This is a genomic window from Variovorax paradoxus NBRC 15149 (assembly GCF_001591365.1).
Classification (GTDB): domain Bacteria; phylum Pseudomonadota; class Gammaproteobacteria; order Burkholderiales; family Burkholderiaceae_C; genus Variovorax; species Variovorax paradoxus.
Map to the genome: position 1 here is coordinate 659,402 of NZ_BCUT01000002.1, position 25,293 is coordinate 684,694.

Here is a 25,293-nt window from a genome sequence, read left to right on the forward strand (position 1 = left end):
GCTTCTTTCCTATTTGCGGATGCGCGCAAGTTCGTCGTTGTAGAGCTTGACGACGGCGGGGTCGTAGCTCGCGGCGAAGCGCTCGATGACGGGCCTCGCAATCTGCCGCATGCGGGCCTGCTCGGCCGGCGCCACCTCGTTGAACTTCGCGCCCTTGGCCTGGAGCTCGCCCACGGCGCGCTGCGCGGCGGCGCGGCTCACCTGGCGCTGGTAGCCCCGGGCCTCGTCGGCAGCCTCGCGCATCATGTTCTGCTCCGCGGGATTGAGCGTGTCCCAGAACTTCTTGCTGACCAGGACGATGTTGGCCGCGTACACGTGGTTGGTGGCGCTCACGAACTTCTGCACCTCGAAGAACTTGTTCGAAAGAATCACCGAGTACGGGTTCTCCTGGCCGTCGACCGCCTTCGACTCGAGCGCGCCGTAGAGCTCCGCGAAGGGCATCGGCACCGGGTTGGCCTTGAAGGACTTGAAGGTCTCCAGGAACACCGGGTTGGGAATCACGCGGATCTTCAGGCCCTCCAGGTCTTCGGGCCGGGTGATCGGGCGCTTGCTGTTGGTGACGTTGCGAAAGCCCAGGTCCCAATAGCCCAGCGCGACCAGCCCCTTCTCCGGCAGCTTCGCAACCAGCGCCTGCCCGAGCGGGCCGTCGAGCAGCGCATCGGCCTGCGCGAAGTTGCCGACCGCGAACGGAAAGTCGACGAGGCCGAACTCCTTCACGATGCCCGCGAGCGAAGTGGTGGCCGGCGCCGACATCTGCTGCACGCCGCCCTGCAGCGCCGACTGCTGCTGCATCTCGTTGCCCAGCTGCGAGGCCGGGTATTCCTGCACCTTCATCTTGCCGCCGCTCTTGGCCGCCAGCAGCTCGGCAAAACGCTTCACGCCAAAGCTCACCGGGTGGTCGGCGTTGTTGAGGTGGCCGAAGCGGATGACGCGTTCCTGCGCCTCCTGCGCAAGCGCCGGAACGGCCAATGCGAGGGCCAGGCCGGCGGCTGCCAGCGAGCGATGAAGCTTTCTCAAGATGGTTCTCCAGCAAGGTGATGCGGCGCGATCTTAGGACTGAAGTGGAAATCTTTTCCACTAGTGAAAACACTTGGCAAAAGAGCTAGAGTGGCGCCTGCTTCCCCTTCTTTCCAACGACATGAGCGCCATCCTCGAACGCAGCTTCAAGGTCCTTGAACACCTGGCCGGCCACCCCGAAGGCCGCGCGCTTTCCGCGCTCTCCGCCGAGCTGGAGATGCCGCTGAGCGCCACCCACCGCCTGCTGGGCGAGCTGATCCGCTGCGGCTATGTGCGGCAGGACCAGAGCCATGGCGACTACATGCTCACGATCAAGCTGGTGTCGCTCGGCCTGAGCTTCCTGAGCAACAGCGGCATCGTCGACGTGGCACAGCCGCTGCTCGACCGGCTCGCGGCCGAATCGGGCGAGCTGGTGCGGCTGGCGGTGGTCGACGGCGACGAGCTGACCTTCGTCGCCAAGGCGCAAGGCGCCGTGCGCGGCCTGCGCTACGACCCCGACATGGGCCTCTCGGTCAACCTCTCGTGCAGTTCCGCGGGCCACGCGTGGCTGTCGACCATGACGGACGAACAGGCGCTCCAGCTGGTCGCCAGGCAAGGCTTCGGCAAGCCCGAGGACTACGGCCCGAAGGCGCCGACCACCGTCAAGGCACTGCTGGTGTACCTGCGCGCGGCCCGCAAGCGCGGCTTCGCGATGATCAACGAGGTGTTCGCGCCCGCCATGACGGCCATGGCCGCCCCGGTGCGCAGCGGCAACGGCGCGGTGATCGGCGTCATCACCATCGCCGGTCCGCTGGTGCGGCTGACGGAAGAACGCATGCTCGCGCTGGGCCCGGCCCTGCTGGCCACGGCCGAGGATGTGGCGCACGCGAGCGGCGCGTCCGCGCTCTTCAAGCGGCGCGCCTGACCGGGCGCCTCGGGGGACGGCCGCTTTTCAGAACACCAGGCGGGGCGCGTCTTGCCGCAACAGCGCGCTCGCGGCCGGCGGCGCCCAGGTCTCGGCCAATGCCCGGGACAGTGCATCCAGCAGCTGCCGGACATCGTTGGCGGCATCCGCATGCAGGGCCTCGGCCACGATGAGGACGCGGGAGGTTTCATCGCGCACGGCCGAAAGCGCGCTCTGGCGATGGGTCCAGCGCCGCGCATGCGCGCAGCCTGCGGCATCCGCAAAGACGACTTCGCCGCGTTCGGGCGTTTCCGTTTCGCCCGAGAACGCGAGGTAGCTTTCGCTGCCGTCGGCGCACCGCACTTGCAGCCCCTCGGCCACCTTCGACAGGTCGAACACCGCGATCGGAATCGCGAAGGCCAGCGACAGCGCGTTGCACAAATCGACCAGCGGATGGATCGGCGGCAGCGCGCCTTCCTTCCTGAACCGGCGCAGCAGCGACTCGGAGGCGCACCGGTACTGCGTGGGCTTGAGGCCCATGCGCGCGAAGCTGCTGCGCCAGGCCTGGATCTCCGGAAGATCGGCTTCCGAGCCGACGGCTTCGAGCCGTGCGCGCGCCACGCCGTGGTAGTGCGCCACCTGCGCCTGCACGGAGGCGTTCCGGTCGATGCCCTGGGCCAGCAGGACGCCGGGCACCAGTTCGGGATGGCGCTCCCAGATTTCCGGCGAATGAGAGAAGAAGAAAGAGTGCATGGCCCAGTGTGTCGCGGGCGCCGCGGCGTGTCTTGAACGCTATTGCAGCCGTGCGGGCGCCACCCAGGCGCGCTGCCATGCGCCGGGCGTGAAGCCGAAGTGCAGTGCGAACGCGCGCGTCATGTGGCTCTGGTCGGCAAAGCCCGTCGCCATGGCCGCATCCGCCAGTGCGGCGCCGCGCCGGATGAGGCCGCGCGCCACTTCCGCGCGCTGCTGCAGCAGCCACGCGAACGGCGTAACGCCATGGACCGCCTTGAAGCGCCGCAGCAGCTGGTATTTGCTCAGCCCCGAAGACGCCGCAAGCTGCGCCAGGCTGGGCGGCTGCGCAAGGCAATCCGCGAGCATGTCGCGCGCTTGCGAGACGTCGGCCGATGTGGCGCGCGTGGGCAGCCTTTGCGCACCGTGGTGCGAAGCGAGCACGGTGCAGGTCTGCACGAGCAGCTCCTCGCAGCGCAGTGCATCCACCTCTGCCCGCTGCGGCGCGGCAGCGCGCGCCTCCAGCAGCCGCAGGAGCTCGCCGAGCATGCGCCGCAACCCCTCGTCCTTGATGACGGGGCGGATCAGGGCCATGTCCTCGTTCGCCGCGCCCGTTGCAGCCGCATCCACGGCCCATCGGAGCGCGGCGGGTTCGAGATACAGCATGCGCCAGCGCCGGAACGGCGCGCCGAGTGGCCGCCCGTCATGCACTTCGCCCGGATTCGTCGCAATGAGTTGGCCGGCATGGGCCTCGACCTCGCCGCACCCGCTGGCCGAGCGCTGGGCGCCTTCGTCGATGACGCCAATGCCGAAGGTGGCATGCCAATGCCTGCCGTAGCGCCGTTGGCTCGAGATGCGGGTGCCATGCACGCCCTCCCAGGGAGAGCCGAAGACGCGGCAGTCGTGGTGCGGGTTCTTCATCATCGCGCGGAGTATGCATGCGGCATGCGAATCTGCAGGATTCGCCTGGAAGACGACGAGCACTGCGACGAGGGCCTGTGGGTGCCCGCAACCCCGGCGGCGCGCAGGCCAAAAACTGCAAACTTTCGGCCTCAAAAAATTTTTATCGTACGGCGCTACAGTTCGCTGTCGATTTTCCGCAGCCTCGTTCGTCGTGCCAGTGGAGGGTCATCCTCTGCACTTCAGGAGAACACAGCCATGGCTACTACCAACACCGTCCGCCTGCACCGCGTACTGCGCACCCCGCCCGAGCGGCTCTACCGCGCCTTCATCGAGCCCAGCGCCTTCGAGCGCTGGCTGCCGCCCTTCGGATTCACCGGCAAGGTCCACAGCATGGACCCCGTGGTCGGCGGCGCCTGGCGCATGTCCTTCACCGCCTTTGGCAGTGGCCACAGCCACTCGTTCGGCGGGAAGTACCTGGAGCTCGTTCCCGGCCAGCGCATTGCCTACGACGCGAGCTTCGACGATCCCAACCTGCCGGGCACCATGAAGACCACCGTGACGCTCACGGCCGTGTCCTGCGGCACCGACATGTCCGTCGTGCAGGAAGGCATCCCCGACCTGGTTCCCGTGGAGATGTGCTACCTGGGCTGGCAGGAGTCGCTTGTCGCGCTCGCCCAGCTGGTCGAGCCGAACATTCCGGGCTGAGCGCCGAGGGGCTTCAGTCGCCCGGAATATGGGGCGGATGCAGCTCCACGGCCTTGGCCGCCTTCTTGCGCAGCCGGATGTTCAGCATCTCCACGGCCAGCGAGAAGGCCATCGCAAAGTACACGTAGCCCTTGGGCACGTGGTGCCCGAAGCCCTCCGCGACAAGAACCACGCCCACCACCACCAGGAAGGCCAGCGCCAGCATCTTGATGGTGGGATGGTTCGAGACGAAGCGGCCGATCGGGCCGGCAAACAGCATCATCAGGAACACCGACACGATCACCGCGGCGATCATCACCCGCACGTCGTCCACCATGCCGACCGCGGTAATGATCGAATCGAGCGAGAACACCAGGTCGATGACCATGATCTGGAGGATGACGCCCGCGAAGGTGGCCTTGACCGCGCTGGACTTCTGCTCATGGCCGCCCTCCAGCGACTGGTGGACCTCGCTCGTGCTCTTCCAGATCAGGAACAGCCCGCCCAGGATCAGGATCAGGTCGCGCCCCGAAATGTCTTTGCCGAGCACCGAGAAAAGCGGCGCGACCAGGCCCACGATCCACGCGAGCACCAGCAGCAGGCCGATGCGCATGAACATGGCCATGAAGAGGCCGACGCGCCGTGCGAACTCGCGCTTGGCTGGCGGGAGCTTGTCGACCAGGATCGAGATGAAGATGATGTTGTCGATGCCCAGCACGAGCTCGAGCGCGGTCAGGGTCGCAAAGGCGATCCAGACCTGGGGATCCGTCAGCAGTTCAAGCATGGAAGGTCTTTCGGCACGGCAATGCCGGCAAAAAAAGAAGGAGGGGAAGCAGGAACGGAGTCTGCCATGCGGCTTTCCGGGGCTTTCGCGTGACATCTTGAAATGTTCTTCACCGAAGCGATGTGTGCGATCTTGCTCGGCCGAACGTTGGTAGAGGCATCGGGAGCAATCCCATATCTCTGGAGATGAGATGACCTTTCCTCGAACCGTTCTCAAGCTGGCTCTCTCGGGCACGATTGCCGCAGGCGCCCTTTTCGGCGTGGCCGCCGCAACCGCGGGCACCAGCTGGTCCATCGGCGTGTCGGTGCCCGGCGTGGTGGTGAGCGAGCCGGCACCGGTCTACTACGAGCCCGCGCCTGTGTATTCGCGGCCGGCCCCCGTCTACTACGAGCCGGCGCCGCCGGTGCGCTACCAGGCGCCCGCCTACGTTGCACCGGCACCCGTCTACTACGAGCCGGGACCGAGCTGGGAAGAACGCCGCGCAGCGCGCCATGAATGGCGCCGCCGCGAATGGGAGCGGCGCGAGCACTACCGCCACTATCGCGAAGACCGCGACTGATCGCAGCCAAGCCGCAGGCGAGTAAACGGCCTACATCCGGCTGCGGGCGAGGCTGATCAGCACGGGCTTCGCGAGGCATAGGGTGTTTCTCGAAGGAGCAAGCACCCATGGCCCGCGAATCCACGCTTTCGATCGACGGCCTGACCCTTTCCTACCGCTGCGCCGGCGACCCGGGATCGCCGTGGCTCATCCTGCTGCATGGCTGGCCGCAATCGAAGTCGATCTACGACCCGGTGCTCGATGAGCTCGGAAAGGATGAGCACGCCATCGCCTTCGACCTGCCCGGCATCGGCGGGTCGGTCGGCCTGCCGCATGGCCCATCGCCGTGCGAGCTGCATGCACTCGCCGGCCTCCTGCTGCGCGCGGCCGAATCGCTGGGCGCGCATTCGATCGTGTTCGCGGGCGTGGACGTCGGCGGCATGCTCGCATTTGCAGCGGCGCGGGAGCACGGCGCACGCATTGCGGGCGCGGTGATCATGAACACCGTCATCCCCGGCGTTGCGCCGTGGTCGAGACTCATCGCCGAGCCCCGCATCTGGCACTTCGCGTTCCATGCGATACCGCAGCTGCCCGAACGGCTGGTGAGCGGGCGCGAACGCGCCTATTTCGATTACTTCTACGAGCTGCTCGCGGGCGACAAGCATGCGCTGACGAACGAGATCCGAAACGACTGGACGCGCGCCTACCAGCGGCCCGAAGCCTTGAAGGCCGGCTTCGACTGGTACCGGGCGCTCGAGAGCGCCGCGCAACGCAACGCGAGCCCTGTTCGCATCGACACGCCCATCCTGTATTTGCGCGGCGACGCCGGCGGCCGCGACATCGACGACTATGTGGAAGGCCTGCGCAAGGCCGGCGCCGCGAATCTTCGATCGCGGCTCATCAGCGGCAGCGGAGAATTCCTTCCCATCGAGGCGCCCGCTGCAACCTGCGAGGCGCTGCGTGCATTTCGCGCCGAGATCGGGCATGCGGCCTGACGCGGGCAACATCGCCCTTTCTTCGGAGACCTCCATGCAACCAAGAATCACCGTCATCACCCTCGGCGTCGAGGACCTGGAGAGGGCGGTCGCCTTCTATCGAGACGGGCTCGGCCTGCCCACCAACGGCATCGTGGGCAGGGAGTTCGAGAACGGCGCCGTCGCCTTCTTCGACCTGCAGGACGGGCTCAAGCTGGCCGTGTGGCCGCGCTCGAGCATCGCGGCCGATGCCGGCCTTCCGCTGCGCGCGGGCGGGTCCCTCGAATTCACCCTCGGGCACAACGTCATGTCGAAGGCCGAAGTGGACGCCGTGATGCAGCAAGCCGCGAAGGCCGGTGCCACGGTGGTGAAAACCGCGGCCGACACTTTCTACGGCGGCTATGCCGGCTACTTCATGGACCCCGACGGGCACCTGTGGGAGGCGATCTACAACCCGCAACTGCTGCCAGGGGCTGAAGCTGCGTAGGCGCTTGGGGCCGCGGCCGCCCGTCAGGGCCTGTCGGGCCTGATGTCGGGTGCAGGGGTCAAGGAGACCCCCTGCACCTCGGCCGCTCTCGATTGCGCAGCCATGGCGGCCTTGAAGCCCGGTCGCGCCTGCAAGCGCTCCCAGTAGGCCGCCACCGCCGGCGTGAAGCGCTCGGCCAGGCCCAGGTGCTCGGCCAGCAGCAGTGCATAGCCGACCGACACGTCCGCCGCGGTGAAGCGGCCCGCGCAGAGATGCTCGCGTTCGGCGAGCAGCGGCTCCAGCGTTCGCAGGCGCGCGAGGAACCACTTGGCATAGTCGTCGGCCACCTGCGGCTGCTTTCGCTCCGCCGGCTCGAAGTGCGCGTACCGCAACACGAGCGTCTGCGGAAAGGTCAAGGTTGCCTCGCCGAAATGAAGGTAGTTGAGGTACGGCCCGAAGTCCGGCTCGCCGCAACCCACATCCAGCTGGCCCGCCGAGAAGCGCGCGGCCAGGTACTGGCAGATCGCGGCCGACTCGGTCATTCGCATGGCGCCGTCGGACAGCATCGGCACCGTGCCGAGCGGGTTGACCTCGAGGTACGGCCGAGACAGCACGCGCGGCGGAAAGGGCAGCATCCTGAGTTCGTAGGAAAGCCCGATCTCTTCGAGCATCCAGAGAGGGCGGAACGAGCGTGCGCTGACGCAGTGGTGCAGGATGATCATGGTTCGGCGGCTTGTGGCCGCCACTGTGTTGAATTGCGCGTCAGCCGCGCCGAGCCGCTTCGATCGCGGCGATGTCGATCTTTGTCATCTCCATCATCGCTTCGAACGCTCGCTTGGCTGCCGCCGGGTCGGGATCGGTGATGGCGGTCGTCAGGGCGCGCGGCGTGATCTGCCACGACAGTCCCCACTTGTCCTTGCACCAGCCGCACGCGCTGGCCTGGCCGCCGTTGCCGATGATCGCGTTCCACAAGCGGTCCGTTTCGGCCTGGTCGTCGGTCGCAACCTGGAACGAGAAGGCCTCGCTGTGCTTGAACGCCGGGCCTCCGTTCAGGCCCAGGCAGGGGATGCCCATCACCGTGAACTCGACCGTCAGCACGTCGCCCTCCTTGCCCGAGGGATAGTCGCCGGGCGCGCGATGGACGGCGCCCACGGCGCTGTCGGGGAAGGTCTCTGCGTAGAACTTGGCGGCATCCAGGGCGGTGCCGTCGTACCAGAGACAAATCGTGTTCTTGCTGATCATCTTGGGTCTCCTGAATGGGGCAGATACGAACGCCAGTTGCGATCCACGGCAGGATAGCGCCTCCAGCCGCCACACGCGCGTCCGCGATAATTTTGCGATGGCCATCGATCCGACCATCCAGGACCCCGCACTGCTGCGGCGGCTGCTGCGCGCCAAGGACCGGATGGACGCCGCATCGCATGAGGAGTGGCCGGTCGAGCGGCTGGCCCGGGTGAGCGGCGTGTCGGAGGCACACTTCGCGCGATCGTTCAAGCAGGCCTTCGGCACGCCGCCGCACCGGTACCTGCTCACGCGCCGCATCGAGCGCGCGATGGCGCTGCTGCGCGAGACCGACCGGCCGATCACCGACATCGCCTTCGAGACGGGCTGGGCCAGCCTGGGCACCTTCGGGCGCACCTTCCGCGACATCACCGGCAGCAGCCCGAGCGCGATCCGCGCGCGCGGCAAGGCCACGCCGCACGAGCTCGGCCGGGTGCCCGTGTGCATCGTCAACGCCGCGCACCGGCCCCATCTCACGACCGCAGTTTCGGAGAAGCGGCGCCTCGCGGCGGACGGTACAAACGAGCCTGAACAACCACAGGAGATTCCATGAATCAGGGCATTGAAGTCGCCGGTCTGTATGTGCACGATCAGGACGAGGCGCTGGCGTTCTATGTCGAGAAGCTCGGCTTCCGCGTCCACACGGACGTGGGAAACGGCGACTACCGCTGGCTCACGGTGCAGCACCCCGAGCAGCCGTCGTTCCAGCTCGGCCTGTTCAGGCCCGGGCCGCCGGTGCTCGATGCAGCCACGGCGCAGGCGGTGCGCGCCATCGTCGCCAAGGGCGCGATGCCGCCGCTGGTGCTGCGGGTGGACGACTGCCGCGCTGCCTATGAGCGGATGCGCGGCCTGGGCGTGGAATTCACGCAGGAGCCGGTGGAGCGCTACGGCACCGTGGACGCGGGCTTTCGCGATCCGTCGGGCAATGGCTGGAAGCTGATCCAGGCGCGCGGCTGAACCAGCGCCGAACCTGCCTCAGGCCGGCGCCATGCCATGGCGGCGCTTGGCCTCGGCGCTGTCTGCCGAACGCATGGATTCGAGCAGCGCGCGCACCGCATCCGGCTGCGCGCAGCCGACCACCGGCGCCGCGGAAAAGACCGTGGTGATCTGGACCTCCGGCGGCAGGGGGCCGACCAGGTCGATGCCTTCGAGGCCGATCAGCTCGCTCCATTGCTGGAACCCCAGCGCGGCCTCGCCGCGTGCGAGCAGCGCGCCGACCGGCACGCCGGGCGGCGCCTGCACCAGCCGGGCGCGGATCTCGCCAGCGATGCCCCAGCGCTCGAACAATGCCATCAAGGCAACGCCGCTCGGCCCGGTCGAGTACGCGATGCCGGAGGCGGTGCGCACTGCGCTGCGCAGCGCGTCCTCGGTGGAAATATCGGGACGCACCGCGCCCGCAGGCACCGCCACGGCCACGCCCGAACGGACCAGGTCGACCTTGCCGCCGCCATCGAGCCTGCCCTGCGCGACAAGCGTGTCGATCGCCTCCGACGCCAGCACCACCACGTCGAAGGGCTCGCCCGCGGACACGCGCCGCGCCGCCTCGACCCCGCCGATCGCCAGGAACGAGACGGGCACGCCGCTGCGCTGCGAATGGGCGGCCGCAAGCTCCTGCAGCAAGCCCCGGGTCGCCATCGAGCAGAGGCCACGGATCGCGGGCACTGTCATTTCTCTTCGTCCTGCCCTCTGCCGATCAGGCGGTCGGCGTAGTCTTGCCATGGGCTCTTGGCGTCCAGTCCTTCGAAGAGGCCGGTGTGCGCCTGCTGCGCGACCCAATCCTGCTTGGCTGCAATGGCCGCCGCCATGAAAGGCTCGAAGCCGGTCTCGCGAACAGTCTGCGCCGCTTCGCGCATTTCCTCGGCGCGCCGCTTGCCATGCTGCACGACGCGGCTGAAGAAGTAGGCGCCCTGGCGCTCCCAGTCGATCTGCGGAAAGGTCTCGGCGAGCGTGGGCAGCACATGCGCCTCCACGCCGTAGCGCCGCGCCGTGGTGTAGCTTTCGATCACCAGCGCCTCCAGCCCCTTGATCATGATGCTGCGGCTCATCTTGATGGCCGAGGCCACGCCGAGCCGCTCGCTCACGGCGCGCGCCTCCATGCCCCATGCGCACAGCGTGGCCGCGAGTGCCTCGGCCTGGGCGCCGCCCAGCAGCATGGGCACGCGGATGCCGTAGGGCGGCACCGAGGTCATCACGCCGGCTTCCACATAGCCAGCGCCGGCGGCTTCGAGCACGGCGCCGGCCCGCTGCTTGGTGCCGGGCGAGGCCGAGTTGAGATCGAGAAAGCGCGTGCCTGCTCGCGCATGCCGCGCCGCTTCCTCGGCCACCGCGAAGGTGCTGGATGCGGTTACCGCCGAAACCAGCAGATCGGCCGCGGCGCACAGCGCCTGCATGCCCGAGGCAACGCGCAGGCCGTCTGCTTCGGCGGCGGCCCGTGCTGCCGCGCCGCCGTCGGGGTCGGCGAATTTCAGGTCCCAGACCCAGACCGCCTCGACGCCTTCCTTGTGCAGCAGGCCGCGGCCGAAGATGCCGCCCACTTCGCCGCAGCCGACGATGCCCAGTGTGATGCCCATGTGTGTCTCCTTGCTGTTCAATCGACGGTGATGCGGGCCGCCTTGATCACGCGCTCCCAGCGCACCATCTCGCTCGCGATCAGCTGGCCGAAGGCCTGCGGCGTGGCGGGCGTGGCCTCGGCGCCCTCGGCCGCGAGGCGCGCCCTGACCTCCACCGAGTCGAGCGAGCGATTGATCTGCTGGTTGATCATCGCGACGATCGGCGCGGGCGTTGCAGCCGGCGCGACCATGCCGTACCACTGGTCGGCCTCGAAATCCTGGGTGCCGGGCACGCCGCTCTCGGCCACCGTGGGCACGTCGGGCAGCGACGCGATGCGGCGCGGGCTCGACACCGCGAGCGCACGCAGCTTGCCGGCCTTGATGTGCGGCAGCAGCGCCGGCGTGCCGGTGAAGATCGCCTGCAGCTGGCCCGCCAGCAGGTCGTTCACGGCCGGCGCGGTGCCGCGGTAGGGAATGTGCAGCAGCGAGGCGCCGGTCTGCAGCTTGAGGTATTCCATTGCAATGTGCGCCGCGCTGCCATTGCCGCCCGAGCCGTAGGCCAGCTGCCCGGGCCTGGCCTTGGCCAGCGCGATCAGCTCGGCCAGCGTGCGCGCCGGCACCGAGGCATGGACCACGAGCACGTTCGGCACCCGCGCGACCCATGCCACGGGCGCGAAGCTGCGCAGCGGGTGGTAGCCGAGCTTGGGGTAGAGAGACGGGTTGATGGCCAGCGTGCCGATGTGCCCCATCAGCAGCGTGTAGCCGTCGGCGGGCGCCTTCGCGACCTTCTCCGCGCCGACGGAGCCGCCCGCGCCGGGCACGTTGTCGATCACCACGGCCTGGTTCCATGCGCGGCCGAGCTCCTGCCCGATGCTGCGCGCCAGCACGTCGGTGGAGCCGCCGGGCGTGAACGGCACGACCAGGTGCGGCGGGTGGTCCGGATAGGCCTCGGCGGCGGCGCCACTGCGGCTCGCAAGCCAGAGCGCGCCGCCTGCGGAAAAGATGCAGGCCTGGCGGCGGGTGATGCCGGTGGTCGCGGTGCCGATGATGCGAGCCATGTCGTCCTGCCGCCGTCAGTCGATGTAGCGCAGGCCAGCCTTGGCCAGCGGCTCGCGCATGGCGTACATGTCCAGGCCGAGTTCGCCGGCCGCGAAGCGCGCGCGTTTGGCCGTCTCGTTGGCCTCGCGCGCTTCGGCCGCATCGGCCACCTCTTGCGCGCGCGCAGCCGGCACCACCACCACGCCGTCGATGTCGGCCACCACCACGTCGCCCGGATGCACCAGAGCGCCGGCGCACACCACCGGCACGTTGACCGAGCCGAGGGTGGCCTTGATCGTGCCCTTGGAATGGATGGCGCGGCTGAACACCGGGAAACCCATCGCGTGGAGGTCGCGCACGTCGCGCACGCCGCCGTCGATCACCAGGCCCTTGCAGCCGCGCGCCTTGAACGAAGTGGCAAGCAGGTCGCCGAAGAAGCCGTCGGTGCTGTCGCTGGTGCAAGCCGCCACCACCACGTCGCCGGGCTGGATCTGCTCGGCCGCCACGTGCAGCATCCAGTTGTCGCCGGGCTGCAGCAGCACCGTGACGGCCGGGCCGCAGAAGCGCGCATCGGGGTAGATCGGGCGGATGCGCGGCTGCATCAGCCCGAGCCGGCCGAGCGCCTCGTGCACGGTCGAGACGCCGAAGCGCGACAGCTTGTCGACCGCGGCGGCATCCGGGCGCGCCACGTGGCGATGGACGACGCCGAGCTGCTGGAGGGTGTTGGAAGAAAAAGAAGTCATGAGATCAGAGCCCCTTGGCGATGAGTGCGCGGTCCAGGCGCGGGTACACGCGGCGTGCGTTGGCTTCGAACACCTTGTGGCGCGCCTCGGCGTCGAGCATGGGCGTGGCGTCGATGTAGCGGCGCGTGTCGTCGTAGAAGAAGCCGGTCTCGGGATCGATGCCGCGCACCGCGCCGATCATTTCGCTCGCGAACAGGATGTTGTCGACCGGGATCACGCGCGTCAGCAGGTCGATGCCCGGCTGGTGGTACACGCAGGTGTCGAAGAAGATGTTGTTCAGCAGGTGGGCCTTGAGCAGCGGCTTCTTCATCTCCTGCGCCAGCCCGCGAAAGCGCCCCCAGTGGTAGGGCACCGCGCCGCCGCCGTGCGGGATCACGAAGCGCAGCGTCGGAAAGTCGGTGAACAGGTCCGAGGTGAGGCACTGCATGAAGGCCGTGGTGTCGGCATTCAGGTAGTGCGCGCCGGTGGTGTGGAAGCAGGCGTTGCAGCTCGTGCTCACATGCACCATGGCCGGGATGTCGTGCTCGACCATCTTCTCGTAGAGCGGGTACCAGTGGCGGTCCGACAGCGGCGGCGAGGTCCAGTGCCCGCCCGAGGGATCGGGGTTGAGGTTGATGGCGACGAAGCCGTACTCGCGCACGCAGCGCTCGAGTTCCGCAATGCAGCTGCGCGGGTCCACGCCCGGCGACTGCGGCAGCATGGCCGCGCCGATGAAGTGGTCGGGGAACAGCTCGCTCACGCGAAAGCACAGCTCGTTGCAGATGGCGGCCCAGGTCGACGAGGTCTCGAAGTCGCCGATGTGGTGGGCCATGAAGCTCGCGCGCGGGCTGAAGATCGTCAGGTCGCTGCCGCGCTCCTTCATGAGGCGCAGCTGGTTGCCCTCGATCGATTCGCGCAGTTCGTCGTCGCTGATCTTCAGGTCGGCGGCGCGGGGCTTCAGCGCAGGGTCTTTCAACCCGGCGATCTGCTGGCTGCGCCAGTTCTCGAGCGCCTTGGGCGCCGTGGTGTAGTGGCCGTGGCAGTCGATGATCATGGGCGGTTCCGTGGGTGGCTGGTGGTGTCTTGCGGGCATGCGCAGCGCGTGCGCCGGCCCTTGCGTCAAGTGTGGTTCCGGACGCCGCCGCGTGGCGTGAGTTCGGCTTGCCCTACCATCAGACTTTCTTATCGGCCAGGGCTCCTGCCCAGGCACCCCTGGAATGACGGGCCGACGCCAGCTGCAAGACAAAGTGATCGACCGCACGCACACCCATGCGCTGGGCCTCAACCTGCGGCACCTGCGCGCGTTCACGGCCGTGGCGGCGGCCGGCAGCATCGCCCGGGCCGCGGACGAGCAGCTGTTCCGCGTCGCCTCGGGCGTGACGCGCTCCATCTCCGAGCTCGAAGGCGCGCTCGGCCGGCCGCTGTTCGACCGCGGCCCGCGCGGCATGGCGCTGAACTCCTATGGCGACCTGGTGCTGCTGCGCGCGCGCCGCATCGAGCGCGAGTTCGAGGACGCGCGCGCCCAGCTCGTCGCGCGCGGCGGCATCGGCGCATCGGCCGACGTGCATTCGCTCTTTGCATCGATCCTCAACGGCCGGCGTCTCGCGGTGATTGCGAGCCTGGTGGAGAAGCGCAACATGCCGGCCGTCGCGCGCGAGTTCGGCATCACGCAGCCGGCGATCAGCAGCGCGCTGAAGGATCTCGAGGGCGGGCTCGGCGTGGCGCTGCTCGAGCGCCGGACGCGAGGCCTGGTGCCCACGCCGGCCGGCGAGATCGTGGCCTTCCATTTCAAGCGCGTGCTCGCGGAGCTGCGCCACATCGGCCCCGACATCGCGGCCAGCGAAGGCATGCTGCAGGGCAGCGTGAACGTGGGGGCGCTGCCGCTCGGCCGCACGCAGATACTGCCGCAAGCGATCGCCTCGCTGCTGGCGCGCCATCCGGGGCTGCACGTCGCCACGGTCGAGAGCCCTTACGACGCGCTGGCGGCGTCGCTGCGCAGCGGCGACATCGACTTCATCCTCGGCGCACTGCGCAGCAGCGCCGACGCGCGCGACCTGCAGCAGGAGGCGCTGTTCGAAGACCGCATCTCGGTGATCGCGCGCGCCGGCCATCCGCTGGCGCGCGCCGCGCGTGTCGACTTCGATGCGCTGCGTCAGGCGACCTGGGCACTCTCGCGGCAGGGCACGCCTTCGCGCGAGCTGCTCGAGCGCTTTTTTTCGGCCGCGTGCGAAGCGCCGCCGGTTCCCGCGGTGGAGACCGGTGACCTTGCCGTGCTGCGCGGCCTGCTGCTCGAGAGCGACATGCTGACCGCGATCTCGGCCCACCAGCTGCGCCACGAGATCCGCAATGCCAGCCTGGTGGTGCTCGACTTTCCGCTCGACGAGACGCGGCGCGAGATCGGCCTCACCCAGCGCCTCGGCGCGTTCCCCTCGCCCGGTGCGCGCGCGCTGATGCAGGAGATCCGCGCGGTGGTCGCCCGCTCGCCCGACTTCCGGCCCAAGCCCGCGAACCGCCGCCGGTGAAGTGGAGGCGGCCGCCGGCGCTCAGCGCCGGGCCAGCAGGTCTGCCAGCTCGGGCACCAGGGCCTCGGGCGCCAGGCCCTGCGCATGCTGCAGGGTCTGCAGCACCGCCGCCGCAATGTCGCGGTGCGCACCGGCATCGCCCGCCATGGTGTTGTAGTAGCCGAGGTCCTTGCTCGCATTGGCGATCGAGAAGCGCAGGCTCGACGTGTCCTTGGCCGTGAGGTAGGGCCGCAGCCGCTCCAGCGCCACGCCGCCGCCGCCGCCCTTGGCCAGGATCTCCACGAACATCTCGGGCGCCACGCCATGCTGGCCGGCGCAGGCCGCCGCCTCGGCGATCAGCGCCACCGTGCCCAGCGAGACGAAGTTGTGCAGCAGCTTCATGCCATGGCCTGCGCCCACCGGGCCCGCGTGCAGGATGTTCTCGGCAAAGCACGACAGCAGCGGGCGGCATTCCTCGAGCAGGGCCGCATCGCCGCCCACCAGCAGGTTGAGCCGGCCTTCGGCCGCTTCCTTCGGCGTGCGCGTCATCGGCGTGTCCAGGAAGCGGCTGCCCGCGGCCTGCACGGCCCGGGCCATGCGCAGCGTGGAAGCGGGAATCGCGGTGGAGCAGTCGATCACGATGCTGCCCGGGCGCAGGCCCTGCAGCACGCCGCCCTCACCCGTGAGCACGGCCTCGACCTGGGGCGAGCCCGTGAGCACGAGGATGACGATGTCGGACTGCGCGGCCAGCTCGGCCGCGCGCGTGAAGCTGCGCGCGCCGGCGGCCTTGAGCGCGTCCAGCGGCTGGTTGCCCGGGTGCTCGAGCACCGCCAGCGGGTAGCCATGCCTGGCGATGTTGCTGGCAATGCCGTGGCCCATCATGCCGATGCCGATCATGCCGATGTTCTTTTTCAAGGGAGTCTCCTGGGTTGCGATGTGTAGGGGATGCAGGGGCAACCGTCCGAATCGAGGACTGCGTTCCGCCTTGGGTTAGGCTTGCGTCGGCAAGCACCGATCGTGCGACGAAATGGCTCGGATTGGGATTGGCCTGCAGGCAGGCGCAGCGTACCAAACTCGGCCGCGTACTTCGCCCCGGTGAGCGATGCCCATGAATTACCGACCAAGACCATCGAGCCCCCATATGACAAGCCACCCGCAGTCCCATGCCCCGCGGCGTCGCAGCGTGCTCGTGACGGCCGGCGCCGCAGCTGCACTCGCCTGCACGGGACGGGGATTCGCGGCAACCCCATTCCAATGGACACGAGGCAGTCCGGAGTCCAGCGCAATGGCGCCGGATCTTGCGGCGCGCCTGGACCAGGGCGTGCAAAGCGGCGAGTTCTCGAATCTGCATGCCGTCTTCATTGCGCGCAAGGGCCGGGTCGAGATGGAGCGCTACTTCGAAGGCCCGGACGAACGCTGGGGTACGCCGCTGGGCACGGTTGCATTCAACGCCGATACCTTGCATGACCTTCGTTCCGTCAGCAAGAGCATCGTGGGCTTGCTCTACGGCATCGCACTCGCCGAAGGCAAGGTTCCCGCGCTCGATGCGCCGCTGCTGGATGCCTTTCCCGCCTACCTTGACCTGGCCCGCGACGAACGCAGGCGTGCGATCCGCATCTCCCATGCCCTCGCGATGACGATGGGCCTGGAGTGGAACGAGGACCTGCCCTACAGCGATCCGCGCAACAGCGAAATTTCGATGGAGCGCAGCAAGGATCGCTACCGCTATGTGCTGGAACGCCCCATCGTCGCCAACCCGGGCGAGCGGTGGCGCTACTCGGGCGGCGCAACGGCCCTGCTGGGCCATCTCATCGCCAAGGGCGCGGGCGTGCCGCTGCTGGACTACGCACGCGACAGGCTGTTCTCGCCCATGGGCATCGAGAAGGTCGAGTGGACCCGTGGTTTCAATGGAGAGGCGGCCGCGGCATCGGGGCTGTGCATGCGCGCGCCGGATCTGGCTCGCGTTGGCCAGCTGCTGCTCCAGCGCGGCGAGTGGAACGGCCGGGCGCTGGTTCCGAAGGATTGGATTTCCGAGTCGCTGACGCCGCGCGCCGACGCTTTCGAAGGCCTCCGGTATGGCTACCACTGGTATGTGATCCAGCGCCAGGATGGCTCGCCAGCCTACATGGCGATCGGACTCGGAGGCCAGCGGCTGGTCGTCATTCCTGCGCTCGAGCTGGTGTATGTCATTTTCATGGGCAACTATTACCGCGAAGACCAGCTCAAGCCGCTCTTCGCGGTGCAGAAGCTGATCCACGCGTCGCTGCGCTGAAGAACACAGCAAGCCCCGGCGGGGCGGTCACCCCGTTCGCCTGGGCGGCGGCGCCCGGTACCTCAAGGCTTCGATGACCAGGGCGAGCGCCGGGGAAAGCTGGCGGCGATGGGCGTAGTAGAGGTGGTAGCCCGGGAAGGCCGGCCACCAGTCCTGCAGGACCGGAACGAGCCGCCCCTCCTCGATGTGCTGTTCCATGATGTCGAAGGGCACGTAGGCAAAGCCCATGCCGTCCAGTGCCGCGCGCAGCATCAGGAAGGTGTTGTTGAACACCGTCTGGCCTTGCACCCGCACGCTGACCTGCTTCCTTCCCTTCTCGAAATCCCAGGCGTACAGGCCGCCGTGCGTCGGCAGCCGCAGGTTCACGCAGCGGTGCGCCGTGAGGTCCGCGGGTTTCACCGGCACGGGCTTGCCCGCGAGGTATTCCGGGGAGGCCGCCACCGCCATCCTCAGCGCCGGTGCGATCGGCACCGCCACCATGTCCTTGTCGACGCGGTTTCCCACCCGCACGCCGGCATCGAACCTTTCGGCGGCGATGTCGGTGAAGCCGTAGTCGACGCTGAACTCCACCTGGATGTCCGGATGCTGCTTGAGCAGCGGCAGGAGCCTGGGCCACAGCACCGTGGCAACCGCATGGTCATGCGTGGTGATGCGGACCGTGCCGGCCGGCTTGTCGCGCATTGCGGAAAGCGATTCGAGCTCCCGCTCGATGTCCTGCAACCGTGGGGCCAGCGTATGGAGGAGCCGGGCGCCTGCGTCGGTCACGGAGACGCTGCGCGTGGTGCGGGTCAGGAGGCGCACGCCCAGGCGCGCCTCCAGCGCCAGCATCGAATGGCTGAGCGCCGAGCGCGACACGCCCATCTGGGCGGCGGCACGGGTGAAGCTGCGTTCCCGGGCAACCACCACGAAGGCCTGGAGATCGTTCAGGTTTTCTTTTGCCATTGGTGAGCTGCATTCACATAAGCATCCCGATTTTGCTTCCTTCTCAACCGCGCGTGGCGTCCATAGAGTTAAGGCGTTCGCGTCGCGCTCATAGGCGGCGCACTCTTGCCATCGACGACCAGGAATTGACCCACCATGTGCACCCGACCCTTGAAGGCCGCGCTCTACCTTGCGGCCCTGAACTCCATCGGCGCAGGCGCCGAACCCGCCCCGGCACCGGGGGCGGCCCAGCAGATCGCGAGGGCCGGCAGCCAACCTTCGGCAGCCGGCCCTGCCGAATACTTCACCGGCCGCGTCCGCGTCGACCCGCTCTGGCCCGCCACCGAAACCCTCAATGCCTCCGGCGGCCTCGTGACCTTCGAGCCCGGCGCGCGCTCCGCGTGGCACACCCACCCGGCGGGGCAGCGCCTGGTGGTGCAGTCGGGCGTCGGCCTGACCCAGGAGTGGGGCCAACCCGTGCAGGAAATCCGCCCCGGCGACGTCGTCTGGTGCCCTCCGGGCGTCAAGCACTGGCATGGCGCCGCTCCGTTCACGGCACTGGTCCACCTGGCCGTCACCGGCACCGTGGACGGCAGGAACGTCGAATGGATGGAGAAGGTCAGCGATGAGCAATACAGCCAGCGCTAGGCATGGCAGCAAGGCGGGCGCGCTGGCCTTGGCGCTGTGCCTGGCCGCCGCGCCGTGCCATGCCGGCACCGCGCTCCAGGAGTCCACGAACATGAACACCACACGCACCGCATCCGAAACACTTTCGCTTCGCCAGCAATCCATCATCCCGATTGCGGCGTTCGCAGCGGCGGGCGACATCGCCCGCCTGAACACGGCGCTCGAGCAGGGGCTCGATGCCGGCCTCGCCATCAACGAGGCGAAGGAGATCCTGGTGCAGGCGTATGCCTATGCCGGATTCCCGCGCAGCCTCAATGCGCTGGGCGAACTGATGAAGGTCGTGGAAGCCCGCAAGCAGCGCGGTGCCCAGGACAAGCAGGGCCAGCTGCCCTCGCGCCCCATTCCGAAGGGCGACGCACTGCTGGCGGCCGGCACGGTCAACCAGACGAAGCTCGCCGGTGGCCCGGTCAAGGGCGCATTGTTCGATTTCGCGCCGGCCATCGACGAATACCTGAAGACGCACCTCTTCGGCGATGTGTTCGAGCGCGACAACCTCGACTGGCCGAGCCGCGAGCTGGCGACGGTCGGCATGCTGTCGGCGCTTGCGGGCGCCGAATCCCAGCTTCAATCCCACATGCGCATCAGCATGAACGTGGGCATCACCGCGGCCCAGCTCGACCAGCTGGCGCAGGTGCTTGCACAGCGCGTGGATGCGGAGACGGGCCGCAGGGCTCGCGAGGCGCTGGCGCGCCAGCTGGCCACGCGCGTTGGAGGCTGAAGCGGGACTCGATGCGACCGCACCATTGCCTGCATCAGGCGTCACCGCGGCGGCGCCGCAGCCGGCGGGCGGCTTGGATGCCGAGATTGGTCCGATCGAATCCGGCCATCAAGCTCTCAGGCCCTCACTCCGCCTGGATCCCCGCCTCCTTCACCACCCTGCCCCACTTGGCAAGATCGGACTTGATCAGTGCCGCGTAATCCTGCGGCGTGCCGCCCTGTACCTCGATGCCGGCGGCCTCCAGCTTGGACCGCACGTCGGGCAGCTTGAGCGCCGCGTTGATCTCGGCGTTCAGCTTGGCGACGACGGCCTTGGGCGTGCCGGCCGGTGCCAGGAAGCCGCCGTTCGTGTTGGCGTCGTAGCCCTTCAATCCCTGCTCGTCCGCGGTCGGCACGTCGGGCAGCGAGCTTGTCCGCTTGCGCGTCGAGACTGCCACGGCGCGCACGTTGCCGGCCTTCACCTGCGGCTGGATGGCACTGATGGTGTCGATGAAGAGCGCGGTGCGTCCGGCCAGCAGGTCCGGGTGCGCGGCGGACGAACCCTTGTAGGGCACCAGCAGCATCGGTGCGCCGCTGGCCATGCGGAACATCTCGGCCGCCATTTCCTGCGCGCTGCCGCGGCCGGAGGTGGCAACCTTGGCCTCGTCCGGATGGGCCTTCATCCACGCCACCAGCTCCGGCAGCGTCCTGGCCGGAAGCTGCGGGTAGATGGCAAACACCAGTGGAACCTCGTGGCTGTAGACGATGGGCTCGAAGCTTTTTTCCGGATCCCAGCCGAGGTTCCTGAACAGGAACTTGTTGATGTTGTGGCTGCCGCCGACGATGCCGATGGTGTAGCCGTCGGGCGCCGACTTGGCGAGCACGTCGGTGCCCAGGTTGTTGGAAGCGCCGGGCCGGTTGTCGACGATCACCGGCTGGCCCATCGACACCGCGAGCTTGTCGCCGACGACGCGGGCAATGGTGTCGATCGCGCCGCCCGGCGGCGCGGGCACGACGATCTTGATGGCGCGCGCCGGATAGGCCGCATCGGCCGATGCGGCGATCGGCATTGCCGCGAGCGACGCCGAGACGGCAAGGATCTTGGCCAGGGATGTGAGCTGCATGGATGTCTCCTCTTGGGGGTGGGTCTGTGTCTCTTTCGAAAGGAAAGCCCGGCTCGCCGCGCTCACTCGATCGTGATCTTGCGGCTGCGGATGATCTGGGCGTAGCGGCGCTTGTCGTCGTCGATCAGCCGCGCGAACTCCTGCGGCGATGTGGCGCGCGGCACGCCGCCCAGCCCCACGAAGCGCGCCTTGACCGATTCGTCGGCCAGCACGGCGCGCAGGTCGGCGGCGATCTTCTCCACCACCTCGGGCGGCGTGCCCGCCGGTGCGAGCAGGCCGATCCAGGAGATCGCGTTGAAGCCGGGCGCCACGCTTTCGGCGAGCGTGGGCACCTCGGGAAACGCCGGCACGCGCTTGTCGCCGGTCACGGCCAGCGCACGCAGCTTGCCCGCCTTGATGTGGCCGGAGGCCTCGAGCACGGTCATGAACGACAGCTGCACATGGCCCGCGAGCAGGTCGGCGATGGCCGGCCCGCCGCCGCGGTAGGGCACATGCAGGATGAAGGCACCGGTCTGGTCCTTGAACATCTCGGCCGCCAGGTGCGGTGCGCCGCCGGCGCCCGAGCTGCTGTAGCTCATCTGGCCCGGCCTGGCCTTGGCCAGCGCCACGAATTCGGCCGCCGTCTTCGCCGGGACCGCTGGATTCACCATCATCGCCAGCGGCAGTTCGGCCACCAACGAGACGGGCGCAAAGGCCTTGTCGGCGTCGTAGGGCAGCTTGGGATACAGCAGCGGATTGATCGCCTGCGTCCCGATGTTGCCCAGCAGCAGCGTGTAGCCGTCCGGCCTGGACTTGGCGACGAAGTCGGCGCCGATCTGCCCGGCGGCGCCACCCTTGTTCTCCACGATCACGGGCTGGCCCCAGCGCCGGCCCAACTGCTCGGCGATGACGCGGCCGCCGGTGTCCGTCCCGCCGCCCGGCGGGAACGGCACCACCAGCGTGACGGGGCGCGAAGGAAAAGTCTGCGCGAAGCCAGGCGCCTGGATGGCGCAGAGGGCAAGGGCCAGGGGAATGGCAAGGCGTCGAATGAACAAGGGTGTCTCCATTTATAGGTTTTGATGCGCGGCCGCTGCGCCGCGAAGGCGGACGGATGCTCAGGTGGTCAGGCTCATGGCCGGCCGCTCGCCGGCCAGGGCCTGGGCAACGCTGGCCAGCACCATCTCGGCCATGGCGGTGCGGGTCTCCCAGGTGGCGCTGGCGCGGTGGGCCTGCAGCGTCGTGCGCTCGGACTGGCGCAGCGCCAGCGGCACGCGCGGCTCGTCGACGAACACGTCCAGCCCCGCACCTGCAATGCGGCCGTCGACCAGCGCCTGTGTGAGGTCGGCTTCGTTCACGAGCCGGCCGCGCGCGACGTTGACCAGGAAGCCGCGCGGCCCCAGCGCGTCGAGCACGGCCGCGTCGACGATGCCTTCGGCCTGGTCCGCGGCGGCGCACAGCACCAGCGCATCCGATTCGCGCGCCAGGTCCACCAGGCTCGGCATGAAGCTGTAGGCAACATCGTCCATCGGGCGCAGGTCGGTGTAGCGGATGGGGCCACCGAAGGCAGCCGCCCGCACCGCCACGGCGCGGCCCACCCGCCCCATTCCGACGATGCCGATGCGCATGCCGCTGAAGCGGCGGGCAAGCGGAATGGCGCCGGGCTGGGGGTGGCGCTCCCACTGGCCGTCCCGCACGAAGCGGTCGCCCGCGCACAGGTTGCGGCAGGCCGCGATCAGCAAGCCGATGGCGAGGTCGGCCACGTCTTCGGTGAGCGCGCCCAGCGTTGCGGTGACGGGCAGGCCGCGCTCCCGGCAGTACGCCAGGTCCACGGCGTCGGTGCCCACGCCATTGACGGCCACCACCTTGAGGCTGGGCAGCTGCTCGAGCATGGCGCGCGAAATGCCGGTGTGCCCACCGGTGATCACGGCGTCGATCGATGCACCGTGTTCACGCAGCCAGCCCTCAGGATCGGGCAGCTCGAAGTGCTTGTGCACGGCGTAGAGCGAGGCGAGCTTGTCGTTGACTGCGGGGATCAGGATCGGATTGAGTTGAAGGACTTGGGGTTTCATATCGCTGTTCGGGAACGCTCTTCACGGAGCCGGGCCTATGCTATGAATAGATTGACATACTGGTCAATCTTGATACATATAATCAATAGAAACTGACTCTCACGACCCGCCCATGGCTTCCTGGATTTCGATGACCGAGGCGTGCAAGCTCCTGGGCGTGCAGCCCCAGACGATCTACGCGTACGTGAGCCGCGGCAAGCTCGAGGTCATGCCCGACCCGGCCGACACGCGGCGCAGGCTCTACCGCGCCGAGGACGTGGCCGGCCTGGCCAGGCGCAAGCAGGCCGGCCGCAAGCACGAGACGCTGGCCGCCAACACGCTGTTCGGCTCGGAGCCCAGCATTCCGACAGCCCTCAGCGCGTTCTCGCGCGGGCGGCCGTACTACCGCGGCCGCGATGCTGTGCGCATGGCCCGGACCGCCACGCTCGAGGATGCGGCGCAACTGTTGTGGGGCGCCGAACATGCCGTCGACTTCACCTGCATGGCGTCCCTGCGTTCCGGCAAGCCCGGGCGAGGCGCGGCCTTCGCGGCCTTGGCCAGCCTGGCGGCCGCCGGCCATTCCACCGGGGGCCGCCTGACCCGGGTGCTGCATGCCGAAAGCCAGGACCTGGTGGGCCGGCTGGCCAACGCGTTCGGCGCGTCACCGGGCCATGAGCCGCTGCATCTTCGCTTTGCGAAAGGATGGAAGCAGCCCGCCAAGGTGGCCGATCTGCTGCGAACGGCCCTGGTGCTGCTGGCCGACCACGAACTGACCAGCTCGGCCTTTGCCGCGCGCATTGCCGCTTCGACCGGCGCCTCGCTGCCCGCATGCCTGCTGGCGGGATTGACCACGCTCTCCGGCCCCTTGCACGGCGATGCCTCGGGCCGCGTGCGCGCGCTGTTCAGCGAGGTGGAACGGCTGGGCGAGGACCAGGTGCTCGCACACCACCTCTCGAACGGCCTGTCGCTCGCAGGCTTCGGCCACCACCTCTACCCCGACGGCGACCCGCGCGCGGCCGCGCTGCTGGCCTTGTTCGAGCCTCCCAAGGTGATTGCGCGCTTCATCGCAAAGGTGACCAAGCTGACCGGCCTGCAGCCCAACATCGACGTTGCGCTGGCCGCCATGGCCGCGCACCATCGGCTGCCTGCCGATGCGGCCTTCGGCCTGTTCGCCACTGCGCGCAGCGTCGGGCTCCTGGCGCACAGCCTGGAGCAGCTGGGCACGGCGCAGGTGATCCGCCCGCGCGGGCGCTATGTGGGGCCGGTGCCCGAGGCGCTTGGCGCGTAGCTGCCCGCGCCTTCCGGCCAGGCCGTCAGCACTTCATACCCGTCGGGCGTGACGGCCACCATGTGCTCCCACTGGGCAGACAGCGACCGGTCCCTGGTCACGACGGTCCACCCGTCGGGCAATTGCCTGGTCTCGCGCCTGCCTGCGTTGAGCATCGGCTCGATGGTGAAGACCATCCCCGGCTCCAGCTCGAGGCCTTCCCCGCGCTGCCCGTAGTGCAGCACTTGCGGTTCGTCGTGGTAGATCCGGCCGATGCCGTGTCCGCAGTATTCGCGCACCACGCTGAATTGCTCGCGGTGAGCGACCGACTGGATCGCATGGCCGATATCGCCCAGGGTCGCTCCGGGCCTGACCTGCCGGATGCCGGCCAGCAAGGCCTCGTACGTCGTCTCCACCAGGCGCCGAGCCAGCACGCTGGGCGCGCCGACGAAGTACATGCGGCTGGTGTCACCGAACCAGCCGTCCTTGATGACGGCGACATCGATGTTGACGATGTCGCCCTTCTTCAGGATCTTGGCCGGCGACGGAATGCCATGGCAAACCACCTGGTTGACGGAGGTGAGGATGGTTTTGGGATAGCCCTGGTATCCCACGTTGGCGGGAATGGCGCCCTGCACGTTCACGATGTGGTCGTGGCAGATCCGGTCGAGCGTTTCCGTGCTCACCCCGGGCACCACGTAGGGCTCGACCATCTGCAGCACCTCCGCGGCAAGCCTGCCGGCGCGCCGCGCCATCGCGAGTTCCTCGGCGGACTTGATGGGAACGCCGTGCGCCACTAGTGCTTCCCCGTCGCGGAGCCGCGGGGCTTGCCGGGCTGGCTGGTGACGGCCGCGGCAATGTCCAGGCCGCCCGCGAGTTCAGCCTGGATCAGCAGCTGGCAGACTTCCCGGTAGTCCAGTTCCGGATGCATCTCGGTCAGCATGCCGACCCGCATCCAGTGCTCTGCCTGTGCATTGATGGACCTGCTCAGGGCGTTCCCCGCCACCCGCAGGTTCTCATGCATCAGGTCCGAAATCTTCACGATGCCCATCGCTTGCCTTTATATGAAATGTGCGTGGATTGTATATGTTTTGGATGGTCACGCAATGATCCGGGCGGATGAGCCCCGGCGACACCCGCGGGCGGCGCGCCGCTGGCAGAAACCGCGGCTTCATTGGCATTGCTGCGCGGCCTTGCAATTCCTAGACTCGCCCTCTTCGGCCACGCCTG

At 68.5% G+C, this 25,293-nt stretch carries 30 protein-coding genes; 12 read left to right on the forward strand and 18 right to left on the reverse strand.

All coding sequences use genetic code 11. The features are described from left to right. Positions 1 to 9: 9 nt before the first annotated feature. Positions 10 to 1,017, reverse strand: a complete 1,008-nt coding sequence (locus VPA02S_RS17895; protein ID WP_062365018.1) for a TRAP transporter substrate-binding protein — start codon at positions 1,015 to 1,017, stop codon at positions 10 to 12. Positions 1,018 to 1,138: 121 nt separating this feature from the next. Here VPA02S_RS17895 and VPA02S_RS17900 point away from each other — a divergent pair, with 121 nt between their 5' ends. Further along, entirely contained in the window at positions 1,139 to 1,921 is a 783-nt protein-coding gene (locus VPA02S_RS17900) for an IclR family transcriptional regulator (RefSeq protein ID WP_015865774.1), read from the forward strand. Positions 1,922 to 1,948: 27 nt separating this feature from the next. On the opposite strand, the gene VPA02S_RS17905 is transcribed toward VPA02S_RS17900, so the two are convergent. Together VPA02S_RS17905 and VPA02S_RS17910 are read right to left on the reverse strand one after the other, a co-directional pair. Next, positions 1,949 to 2,653 carry a B3/B4 domain-containing protein gene (locus VPA02S_RS17905; RefSeq protein WP_062365019.1) on the reverse strand — a complete coding sequence of 235 codons (705 nt, stop codon included), beginning with the start codon at positions 2,651 to 2,653 and terminating at the stop codon, positions 1,949 to 1,951. Between the two features lie 39 nt (positions 2,654 to 2,692). After that, positions 2,693 to 3,553 (reverse strand): AraC family transcriptional regulator, encoded by an 861-nt coding sequence (locus VPA02S_RS17910; protein WP_062365020.1) that lies wholly within the window; start codon positions 3,551 to 3,553, stop codon positions 2,693 to 2,695. A 234-nt stretch (positions 3,554 to 3,787) separates the two neighbouring features. On the opposite strand from VPA02S_RS17910, the gene VPA02S_RS17915 reads away from it, so the two are divergent. Further along, positions 3,788 to 4,237 (forward strand): SRPBCC family protein, encoded by a 450-nt coding sequence (locus tag VPA02S_RS17915; protein WP_062365021.1) that lies wholly within the window; start codon positions 3,788 to 3,790, stop codon positions 4,235 to 4,237. Between the two features lie 13 nt (positions 4,238 to 4,250). Here the strand turns inward: VPA02S_RS17915 and VPA02S_RS17920 are convergent, their stop codons facing one another. Further along, on the reverse strand, positions 4,251 to 5,000 hold the full coding sequence (locus VPA02S_RS17920; protein ID WP_015865779.1) for a TerC family protein: 750 nt from the start codon (positions 4,998 to 5,000) through the stop codon (positions 4,251 to 4,253). A gap of 190 nt (positions 5,001 to 5,190) precedes the next feature. Here VPA02S_RS17920 and VPA02S_RS17925 point away from each other — a divergent pair, with 190 nt between their 5' ends. The 3 genes from VPA02S_RS17925 (at position 5,191) to VPA02S_RS17935 (ending at position 6,999) form a co-directional block, all read left to right on the forward strand. After that, positions 5,191 to 5,559: a hypothetical protein gene (locus tag VPA02S_RS17925; protein ID WP_062365022.1), complete on the forward strand. Its 369-nt coding sequence runs from the start codon at positions 5,191 to 5,193 to the stop codon at positions 5,557 to 5,559. A gap of 107 nt (positions 5,560 to 5,666) precedes the next feature. After that, positions 5,667 to 6,533: an alpha/beta fold hydrolase gene (locus VPA02S_RS17930; protein WP_062365023.1), complete on the forward strand. Its 867-nt coding sequence runs from the start codon at positions 5,667 to 5,669 to the stop codon at positions 6,531 to 6,533. Positions 6,534 to 6,567: 34 nt separating this feature from the next. Then, the gene (locus VPA02S_RS17935) at positions 6,568 to 6,999 is read left to right on the forward strand and encodes a VOC family protein (protein WP_015865784.1); all 432 of its coding nucleotides are present in this window, start codon (positions 6,568 to 6,570) and stop codon (positions 6,997 to 6,999) included. 23 nt (positions 7,000 to 7,022) lie between these two features. Here VPA02S_RS17935 and VPA02S_RS17940 read toward each other — a convergent pair whose 3' ends face one another. Further along, positions 7,023 to 7,700, reverse strand: coding sequence for a glutathione S-transferase family protein (locus tag VPA02S_RS17940; RefSeq protein WP_062365024.1), 678 nt, complete (start codon positions 7,698 to 7,700; stop codon positions 7,023 to 7,025). Positions 7,701 to 7,740: 40 nt separating this feature from the next. Then, positions 7,741 to 8,220 (reverse strand): VOC family protein, encoded by a 480-nt coding sequence (locus VPA02S_RS17945; protein ID WP_062365025.1) that lies wholly within the window; start codon positions 8,218 to 8,220, stop codon positions 7,741 to 7,743. Between the two features lie 97 nt (positions 8,221 to 8,317). Between VPA02S_RS17945 and VPA02S_RS17950 the strand changes: the two genes are divergently transcribed. Beyond that, positions 8,318 to 8,812, forward strand: a complete 495-nt coding sequence (locus VPA02S_RS17950) for a helix-turn-helix transcriptional regulator (RefSeq protein WP_062365026.1) — start codon at positions 8,318 to 8,320, stop codon at positions 8,810 to 8,812. Continuing rightward, positions 8,809 to 9,216 (forward strand): VOC family protein, encoded by a 408-nt coding sequence (locus tag VPA02S_RS17955; RefSeq protein ID WP_015865788.1) that lies wholly within the window; start codon positions 8,809 to 8,811, stop codon positions 9,214 to 9,216. The genes VPA02S_RS17950 and VPA02S_RS17955 overlap by 4 nt, the downstream gene beginning before the upstream one ends. Before the next feature lie 18 nt (positions 9,217 to 9,234). Here VPA02S_RS17955 and VPA02S_RS17960 read toward each other — a convergent pair whose 3' ends face one another. From VPA02S_RS17960 to VPA02S_RS17980, 5 genes are read right to left on the reverse strand one after another with little or no spacing between them, the layout of a single operon-like run. After that, the gene (locus tag VPA02S_RS17960) at positions 9,235 to 9,927 is read right to left on the reverse strand and encodes a substrate-binding domain-containing protein (protein ID WP_081247575.1); all 693 of its coding nucleotides are present in this window, start codon (positions 9,925 to 9,927) and stop codon (positions 9,235 to 9,237) included. Beyond that, positions 9,924 to 10,829, reverse strand: a complete 906-nt coding sequence (locus VPA02S_RS17965) for a DUF1932 domain-containing protein (protein WP_062365028.1) — start codon at positions 10,827 to 10,829, stop codon at positions 9,924 to 9,926. The genes VPA02S_RS17960 and VPA02S_RS17965 overlap by 4 nt, the downstream gene beginning before the upstream one ends. 17 nt (positions 10,830 to 10,846) lie before the next feature. Further along, positions 10,847 to 11,866, reverse strand: a complete 1,020-nt coding sequence (locus tag VPA02S_RS17970; RefSeq protein WP_062365029.1) for a Bug family tripartite tricarboxylate transporter substrate binding protein — start codon at positions 11,864 to 11,866, stop codon at positions 10,847 to 10,849. A gap of 15 nt (positions 11,867 to 11,881) precedes the next feature. Continuing rightward, positions 11,882 to 12,589 (reverse strand): 4-carboxy-4-hydroxy-2-oxoadipate aldolase/oxaloacetate decarboxylase, encoded by a 708-nt coding sequence (ligK, locus tag VPA02S_RS17975; protein ID WP_062365030.1) that lies wholly within the window; start codon positions 12,587 to 12,589, stop codon positions 11,882 to 11,884. 4 nt (positions 12,590 to 12,593) lie between these two features. Beyond that, entirely contained in the window at positions 12,594 to 13,622 is a 1,029-nt protein-coding gene (locus VPA02S_RS17980; RefSeq protein WP_062365031.1) for an amidohydrolase family protein, read from the reverse strand. 163 nt (positions 13,623 to 13,785) lie between these two features. Between VPA02S_RS17980 and VPA02S_RS17985 the strand changes: the two genes are divergently transcribed. Continuing rightward, positions 13,786 to 15,090, forward strand: a complete 1,305-nt coding sequence (locus VPA02S_RS17985) for a LysR family transcriptional regulator (protein WP_062365032.1) — start codon at positions 13,786 to 13,788, stop codon at positions 15,088 to 15,090. Positions 15,091 to 15,111: 21 nt separating this feature from the next. On the opposite strand, the gene VPA02S_RS17990 is transcribed toward VPA02S_RS17985, so the two are convergent. Then, a complete protein-coding gene (locus tag VPA02S_RS17990) occupies positions 15,112 to 15,984 on the reverse strand; it encodes an NAD(P)-dependent oxidoreductase (protein ID WP_081247576.1) in 873 nt (290 codons plus the stop codon). A 370-nt stretch (positions 15,985 to 16,354) separates the two neighbouring features. Here VPA02S_RS17990 and VPA02S_RS17995 point away from each other — a divergent pair, with 370 nt between their 5' ends. Next, a complete protein-coding gene (locus tag VPA02S_RS17995) occupies positions 16,355 to 17,341 on the forward strand; it encodes a serine hydrolase domain-containing protein (protein ID WP_062365033.1) in 987 nt (328 codons plus the stop codon). Positions 17,342 to 17,368: 27 nt separating this feature from the next. Here VPA02S_RS17995 and VPA02S_RS18000 read toward each other — a convergent pair whose 3' ends face one another. Further along, the gene (locus tag VPA02S_RS18000) at positions 17,369 to 18,283 is read right to left on the reverse strand and encodes a LysR family transcriptional regulator (protein ID WP_062365034.1); all 915 of its coding nucleotides are present in this window, start codon (positions 18,281 to 18,283) and stop codon (positions 17,369 to 17,371) included. A gap of 135 nt (positions 18,284 to 18,418) precedes the next feature. On the opposite strand from VPA02S_RS18000, the gene VPA02S_RS18005 reads away from it, so the two are divergent. Beyond that, positions 18,419 to 18,910 (forward strand): (R)-mandelonitrile lyase, encoded by a 492-nt coding sequence (locus VPA02S_RS18005; RefSeq protein ID WP_062365035.1) that lies wholly within the window; start codon positions 18,419 to 18,421, stop codon positions 18,908 to 18,910. A 91-nt stretch (positions 18,911 to 19,001) separates the two neighbouring features. Continuing rightward, complete coding sequence (locus tag VPA02S_RS18010; protein ID WP_062365399.1) at positions 19,002 to 19,667, forward strand: carboxymuconolactone decarboxylase family protein; 666 nt, start codon at positions 19,002 to 19,004, stop codon at positions 19,665 to 19,667. A gap of 124 nt (positions 19,668 to 19,791) precedes the next feature. Here VPA02S_RS18010 and VPA02S_RS18015 read toward each other — a convergent pair whose 3' ends face one another. The 3 genes from VPA02S_RS18015 to VPA02S_RS18025 form a co-directional block, all read right to left on the reverse strand. Continuing rightward, complete coding sequence (locus tag VPA02S_RS18015; RefSeq protein WP_062365036.1) at positions 19,792 to 20,769, reverse strand: Bug family tripartite tricarboxylate transporter substrate binding protein; 978 nt, start codon at positions 20,767 to 20,769, stop codon at positions 19,792 to 19,794. Positions 20,770 to 20,831: 62 nt separating this feature from the next. After that, the gene (locus tag VPA02S_RS18020) at positions 20,832 to 21,815 is read right to left on the reverse strand and encodes a Bug family tripartite tricarboxylate transporter substrate binding protein (protein ID WP_062365037.1); all 984 of its coding nucleotides are present in this window, start codon (positions 21,813 to 21,815) and stop codon (positions 20,832 to 20,834) included. Between the two features lie 48 nt (positions 21,816 to 21,863). Continuing rightward, positions 21,864 to 22,817 carry a 2-hydroxyacid dehydrogenase gene (locus tag VPA02S_RS18025; RefSeq protein ID WP_062365038.1) on the reverse strand — a complete coding sequence of 318 codons (954 nt, stop codon included), beginning with the start codon at positions 22,815 to 22,817 and terminating at the stop codon, positions 21,864 to 21,866. Positions 22,818 to 22,929: 112 nt separating this feature from the next. Between VPA02S_RS18025 and VPA02S_RS18030 the strand changes: the two genes are divergently transcribed. Next, positions 22,930 to 24,084, forward strand: coding sequence for a citrate/2-methylcitrate synthase (locus VPA02S_RS18030; RefSeq protein WP_062365039.1), 1,155 nt, complete (start codon positions 22,930 to 22,932; stop codon positions 24,082 to 24,084). Here the strand turns inward: VPA02S_RS18030 and map are convergent. Both map and VPA02S_RS18040 read right to left on the reverse strand, forming a co-directional pair. Next, complete coding sequence (gene map, locus VPA02S_RS18035; protein WP_062365040.1) at positions 24,048 to 24,860, reverse strand: type I methionyl aminopeptidase; 813 nt, start codon at positions 24,858 to 24,860, stop codon at positions 24,048 to 24,050. The two genes, VPA02S_RS18030 and map, sit on opposite strands and share 37 nt — an antisense overlap. Beyond that, positions 24,860 to 25,114, reverse strand: coding sequence for a ParD-like family protein (locus VPA02S_RS18040; RefSeq protein WP_015865805.1), 255 nt, complete (start codon positions 25,112 to 25,114; stop codon positions 24,860 to 24,862). Before VPA02S_RS18040 ends, map begins: the two co-directional genes overlap by 1 nt. Positions 25,115 to 25,293 lie beyond the last annotated feature (179 nt).

What these genes read in the sequence shown, in the direction of transcription:
- VPA02S_RS18000 (WP_062365034.1), bottom strand. Translation starts at nt 18,283, where the DNA reads ATGGCAAAAGAAAACCTGAACGATCTCCAGGCCTTCGTGGTGGTTGCC.
- VPA02S_RS17970 (WP_062365029.1), bottom strand. Translation starts at nt 11,866, where the DNA reads ATGGCTCGCATCATCGGCACCGCGACCACCGGCATCACCCGCCGCCAG.
- VPA02S_RS17995 (WP_062365033.1), top strand. Translation starts at nt 16,355, where the DNA reads ATGGCGCCGGATCTTGCGGCGCGCCTGGACCAGGGCGTGCAAAGCGGC.
- VPA02S_RS18040 (WP_015865805.1), bottom strand. Translation starts at nt 25,114, where the DNA reads ATGGGCATCGTGAAGATTTCGGACCTGATGCATGAGAACCTGCGGGTG.
- VPA02S_RS17900 (WP_015865774.1), top strand. Translation starts at nt 1,139, where the DNA reads ATGAGCGCCATCCTCGAACGCAGCTTCAAGGTCCTTGAACACCTGGCC.
- VPA02S_RS17950 (WP_062365026.1), top strand. Translation starts at nt 8,318, where the DNA reads ATGGCCATCGATCCGACCATCCAGGACCCCGCACTGCTGCGGCGGCTG.
- VPA02S_RS17925 (WP_062365022.1), top strand. Translation starts at nt 5,191, where the DNA reads ATGACCTTTCCTCGAACCGTTCTCAAGCTGGCTCTCTCGGGCACGATT.
- VPA02S_RS17940 (WP_062365024.1), bottom strand. Translation starts at nt 7,700, where the DNA reads ATGATCATCCTGCACCACTGCGTCAGCGCACGCTCGTTCCGCCCTCTC.
- VPA02S_RS18005 (WP_062365035.1), top strand. Translation starts at nt 18,419, where the DNA reads ATGTGCACCCGACCCTTGAAGGCCGCGCTCTACCTTGCGGCCCTGAAC.
- VPA02S_RS18020 (WP_062365037.1), bottom strand. Translation starts at nt 21,815, where the DNA reads ATGGAGACACCCTTGTTCATTCGACGCCTTGCCATTCCCCTGGCCCTT.
- VPA02S_RS17920 (WP_015865779.1), bottom strand. Translation starts at nt 5,000, where the DNA reads ATGCTTGAACTGCTGACGGATCCCCAGGTCTGGATCGCCTTTGCGACC.
- VPA02S_RS17910 (WP_062365020.1), bottom strand. Translation starts at nt 3,553, where the DNA reads ATGATGAAGAACCCGCACCACGACTGCCGCGTCTTCGGCTCTCCCTGG.
- VPA02S_RS18010 (WP_062365399.1), top strand. Translation starts at nt 19,002, where the DNA reads ATGAACACCACACGCACCGCATCCGAAACACTTTCGCTTCGCCAGCAA.
- VPA02S_RS17915 (WP_062365021.1), top strand. Translation starts at nt 3,788, where the DNA reads ATGGCTACTACCAACACCGTCCGCCTGCACCGCGTACTGCGCACCCCG.
- VPA02S_RS17960 (WP_081247575.1), bottom strand. Translation starts at nt 9,927, where the DNA reads ATGACAGTGCCCGCGATCCGTGGCCTCTGCTCGATGGCGACCCGGGGC.
- VPA02S_RS17945 (WP_062365025.1), bottom strand. Translation starts at nt 8,220, where the DNA reads ATGATCAGCAAGAACACGATTTGTCTCTGGTACGACGGCACCGCCCTG.
- VPA02S_RS18025 (WP_062365038.1), bottom strand. Translation starts at nt 22,817, where the DNA reads ATGAAACCCCAAGTCCTTCAACTCAATCCGATCCTGATCCCCGCAGTC.
- ligK (WP_062365030.1), bottom strand. Translation starts at nt 12,589, where the DNA reads ATGACTTCTTTTTCTTCCAACACCCTCCAGCAGCTCGGCGTCGTCCAT.
- VPA02S_RS17905 (WP_062365019.1), bottom strand. Translation starts at nt 2,653, where the DNA reads ATGCACTCTTTCTTCTTCTCTCATTCGCCGGAAATCTGGGAGCGCCAT.
- VPA02S_RS17980 (WP_062365031.1), bottom strand. Translation starts at nt 13,622, where the DNA reads ATGATCATCGACTGCCACGGCCACTACACCACGGCGCCCAAGGCGCTC.
- VPA02S_RS17965 (WP_062365028.1), bottom strand. Translation starts at nt 10,829, where the DNA reads ATGGGCATCACACTGGGCATCGTCGGCTGCGGCGAAGTGGGCGGCATC.
- VPA02S_RS17930 (WP_062365023.1), top strand. Translation starts at nt 5,667, where the DNA reads ATGGCCCGCGAATCCACGCTTTCGATCGACGGCCTGACCCTTTCCTAC.
- VPA02S_RS18030 (WP_062365039.1), top strand. Translation starts at nt 22,930, where the DNA reads ATGGCTTCCTGGATTTCGATGACCGAGGCGTGCAAGCTCCTGGGCGTG.
- VPA02S_RS17955 (WP_015865788.1), top strand. Translation starts at nt 8,809, where the DNA reads ATGAATCAGGGCATTGAAGTCGCCGGTCTGTATGTGCACGATCAGGAC.
- VPA02S_RS17935 (WP_015865784.1), top strand. Translation starts at nt 6,568, where the DNA reads ATGCAACCAAGAATCACCGTCATCACCCTCGGCGTCGAGGACCTGGAG.
- VPA02S_RS17985 (WP_062365032.1), top strand. Translation starts at nt 13,786, where the DNA reads ATGACGGGCCGACGCCAGCTGCAAGACAAAGTGATCGACCGCACGCAC.
- VPA02S_RS18015 (WP_062365036.1), bottom strand. Translation starts at nt 20,769, where the DNA reads ATGCAGCTCACATCCCTGGCCAAGATCCTTGCCGTCTCGGCGTCGCTC.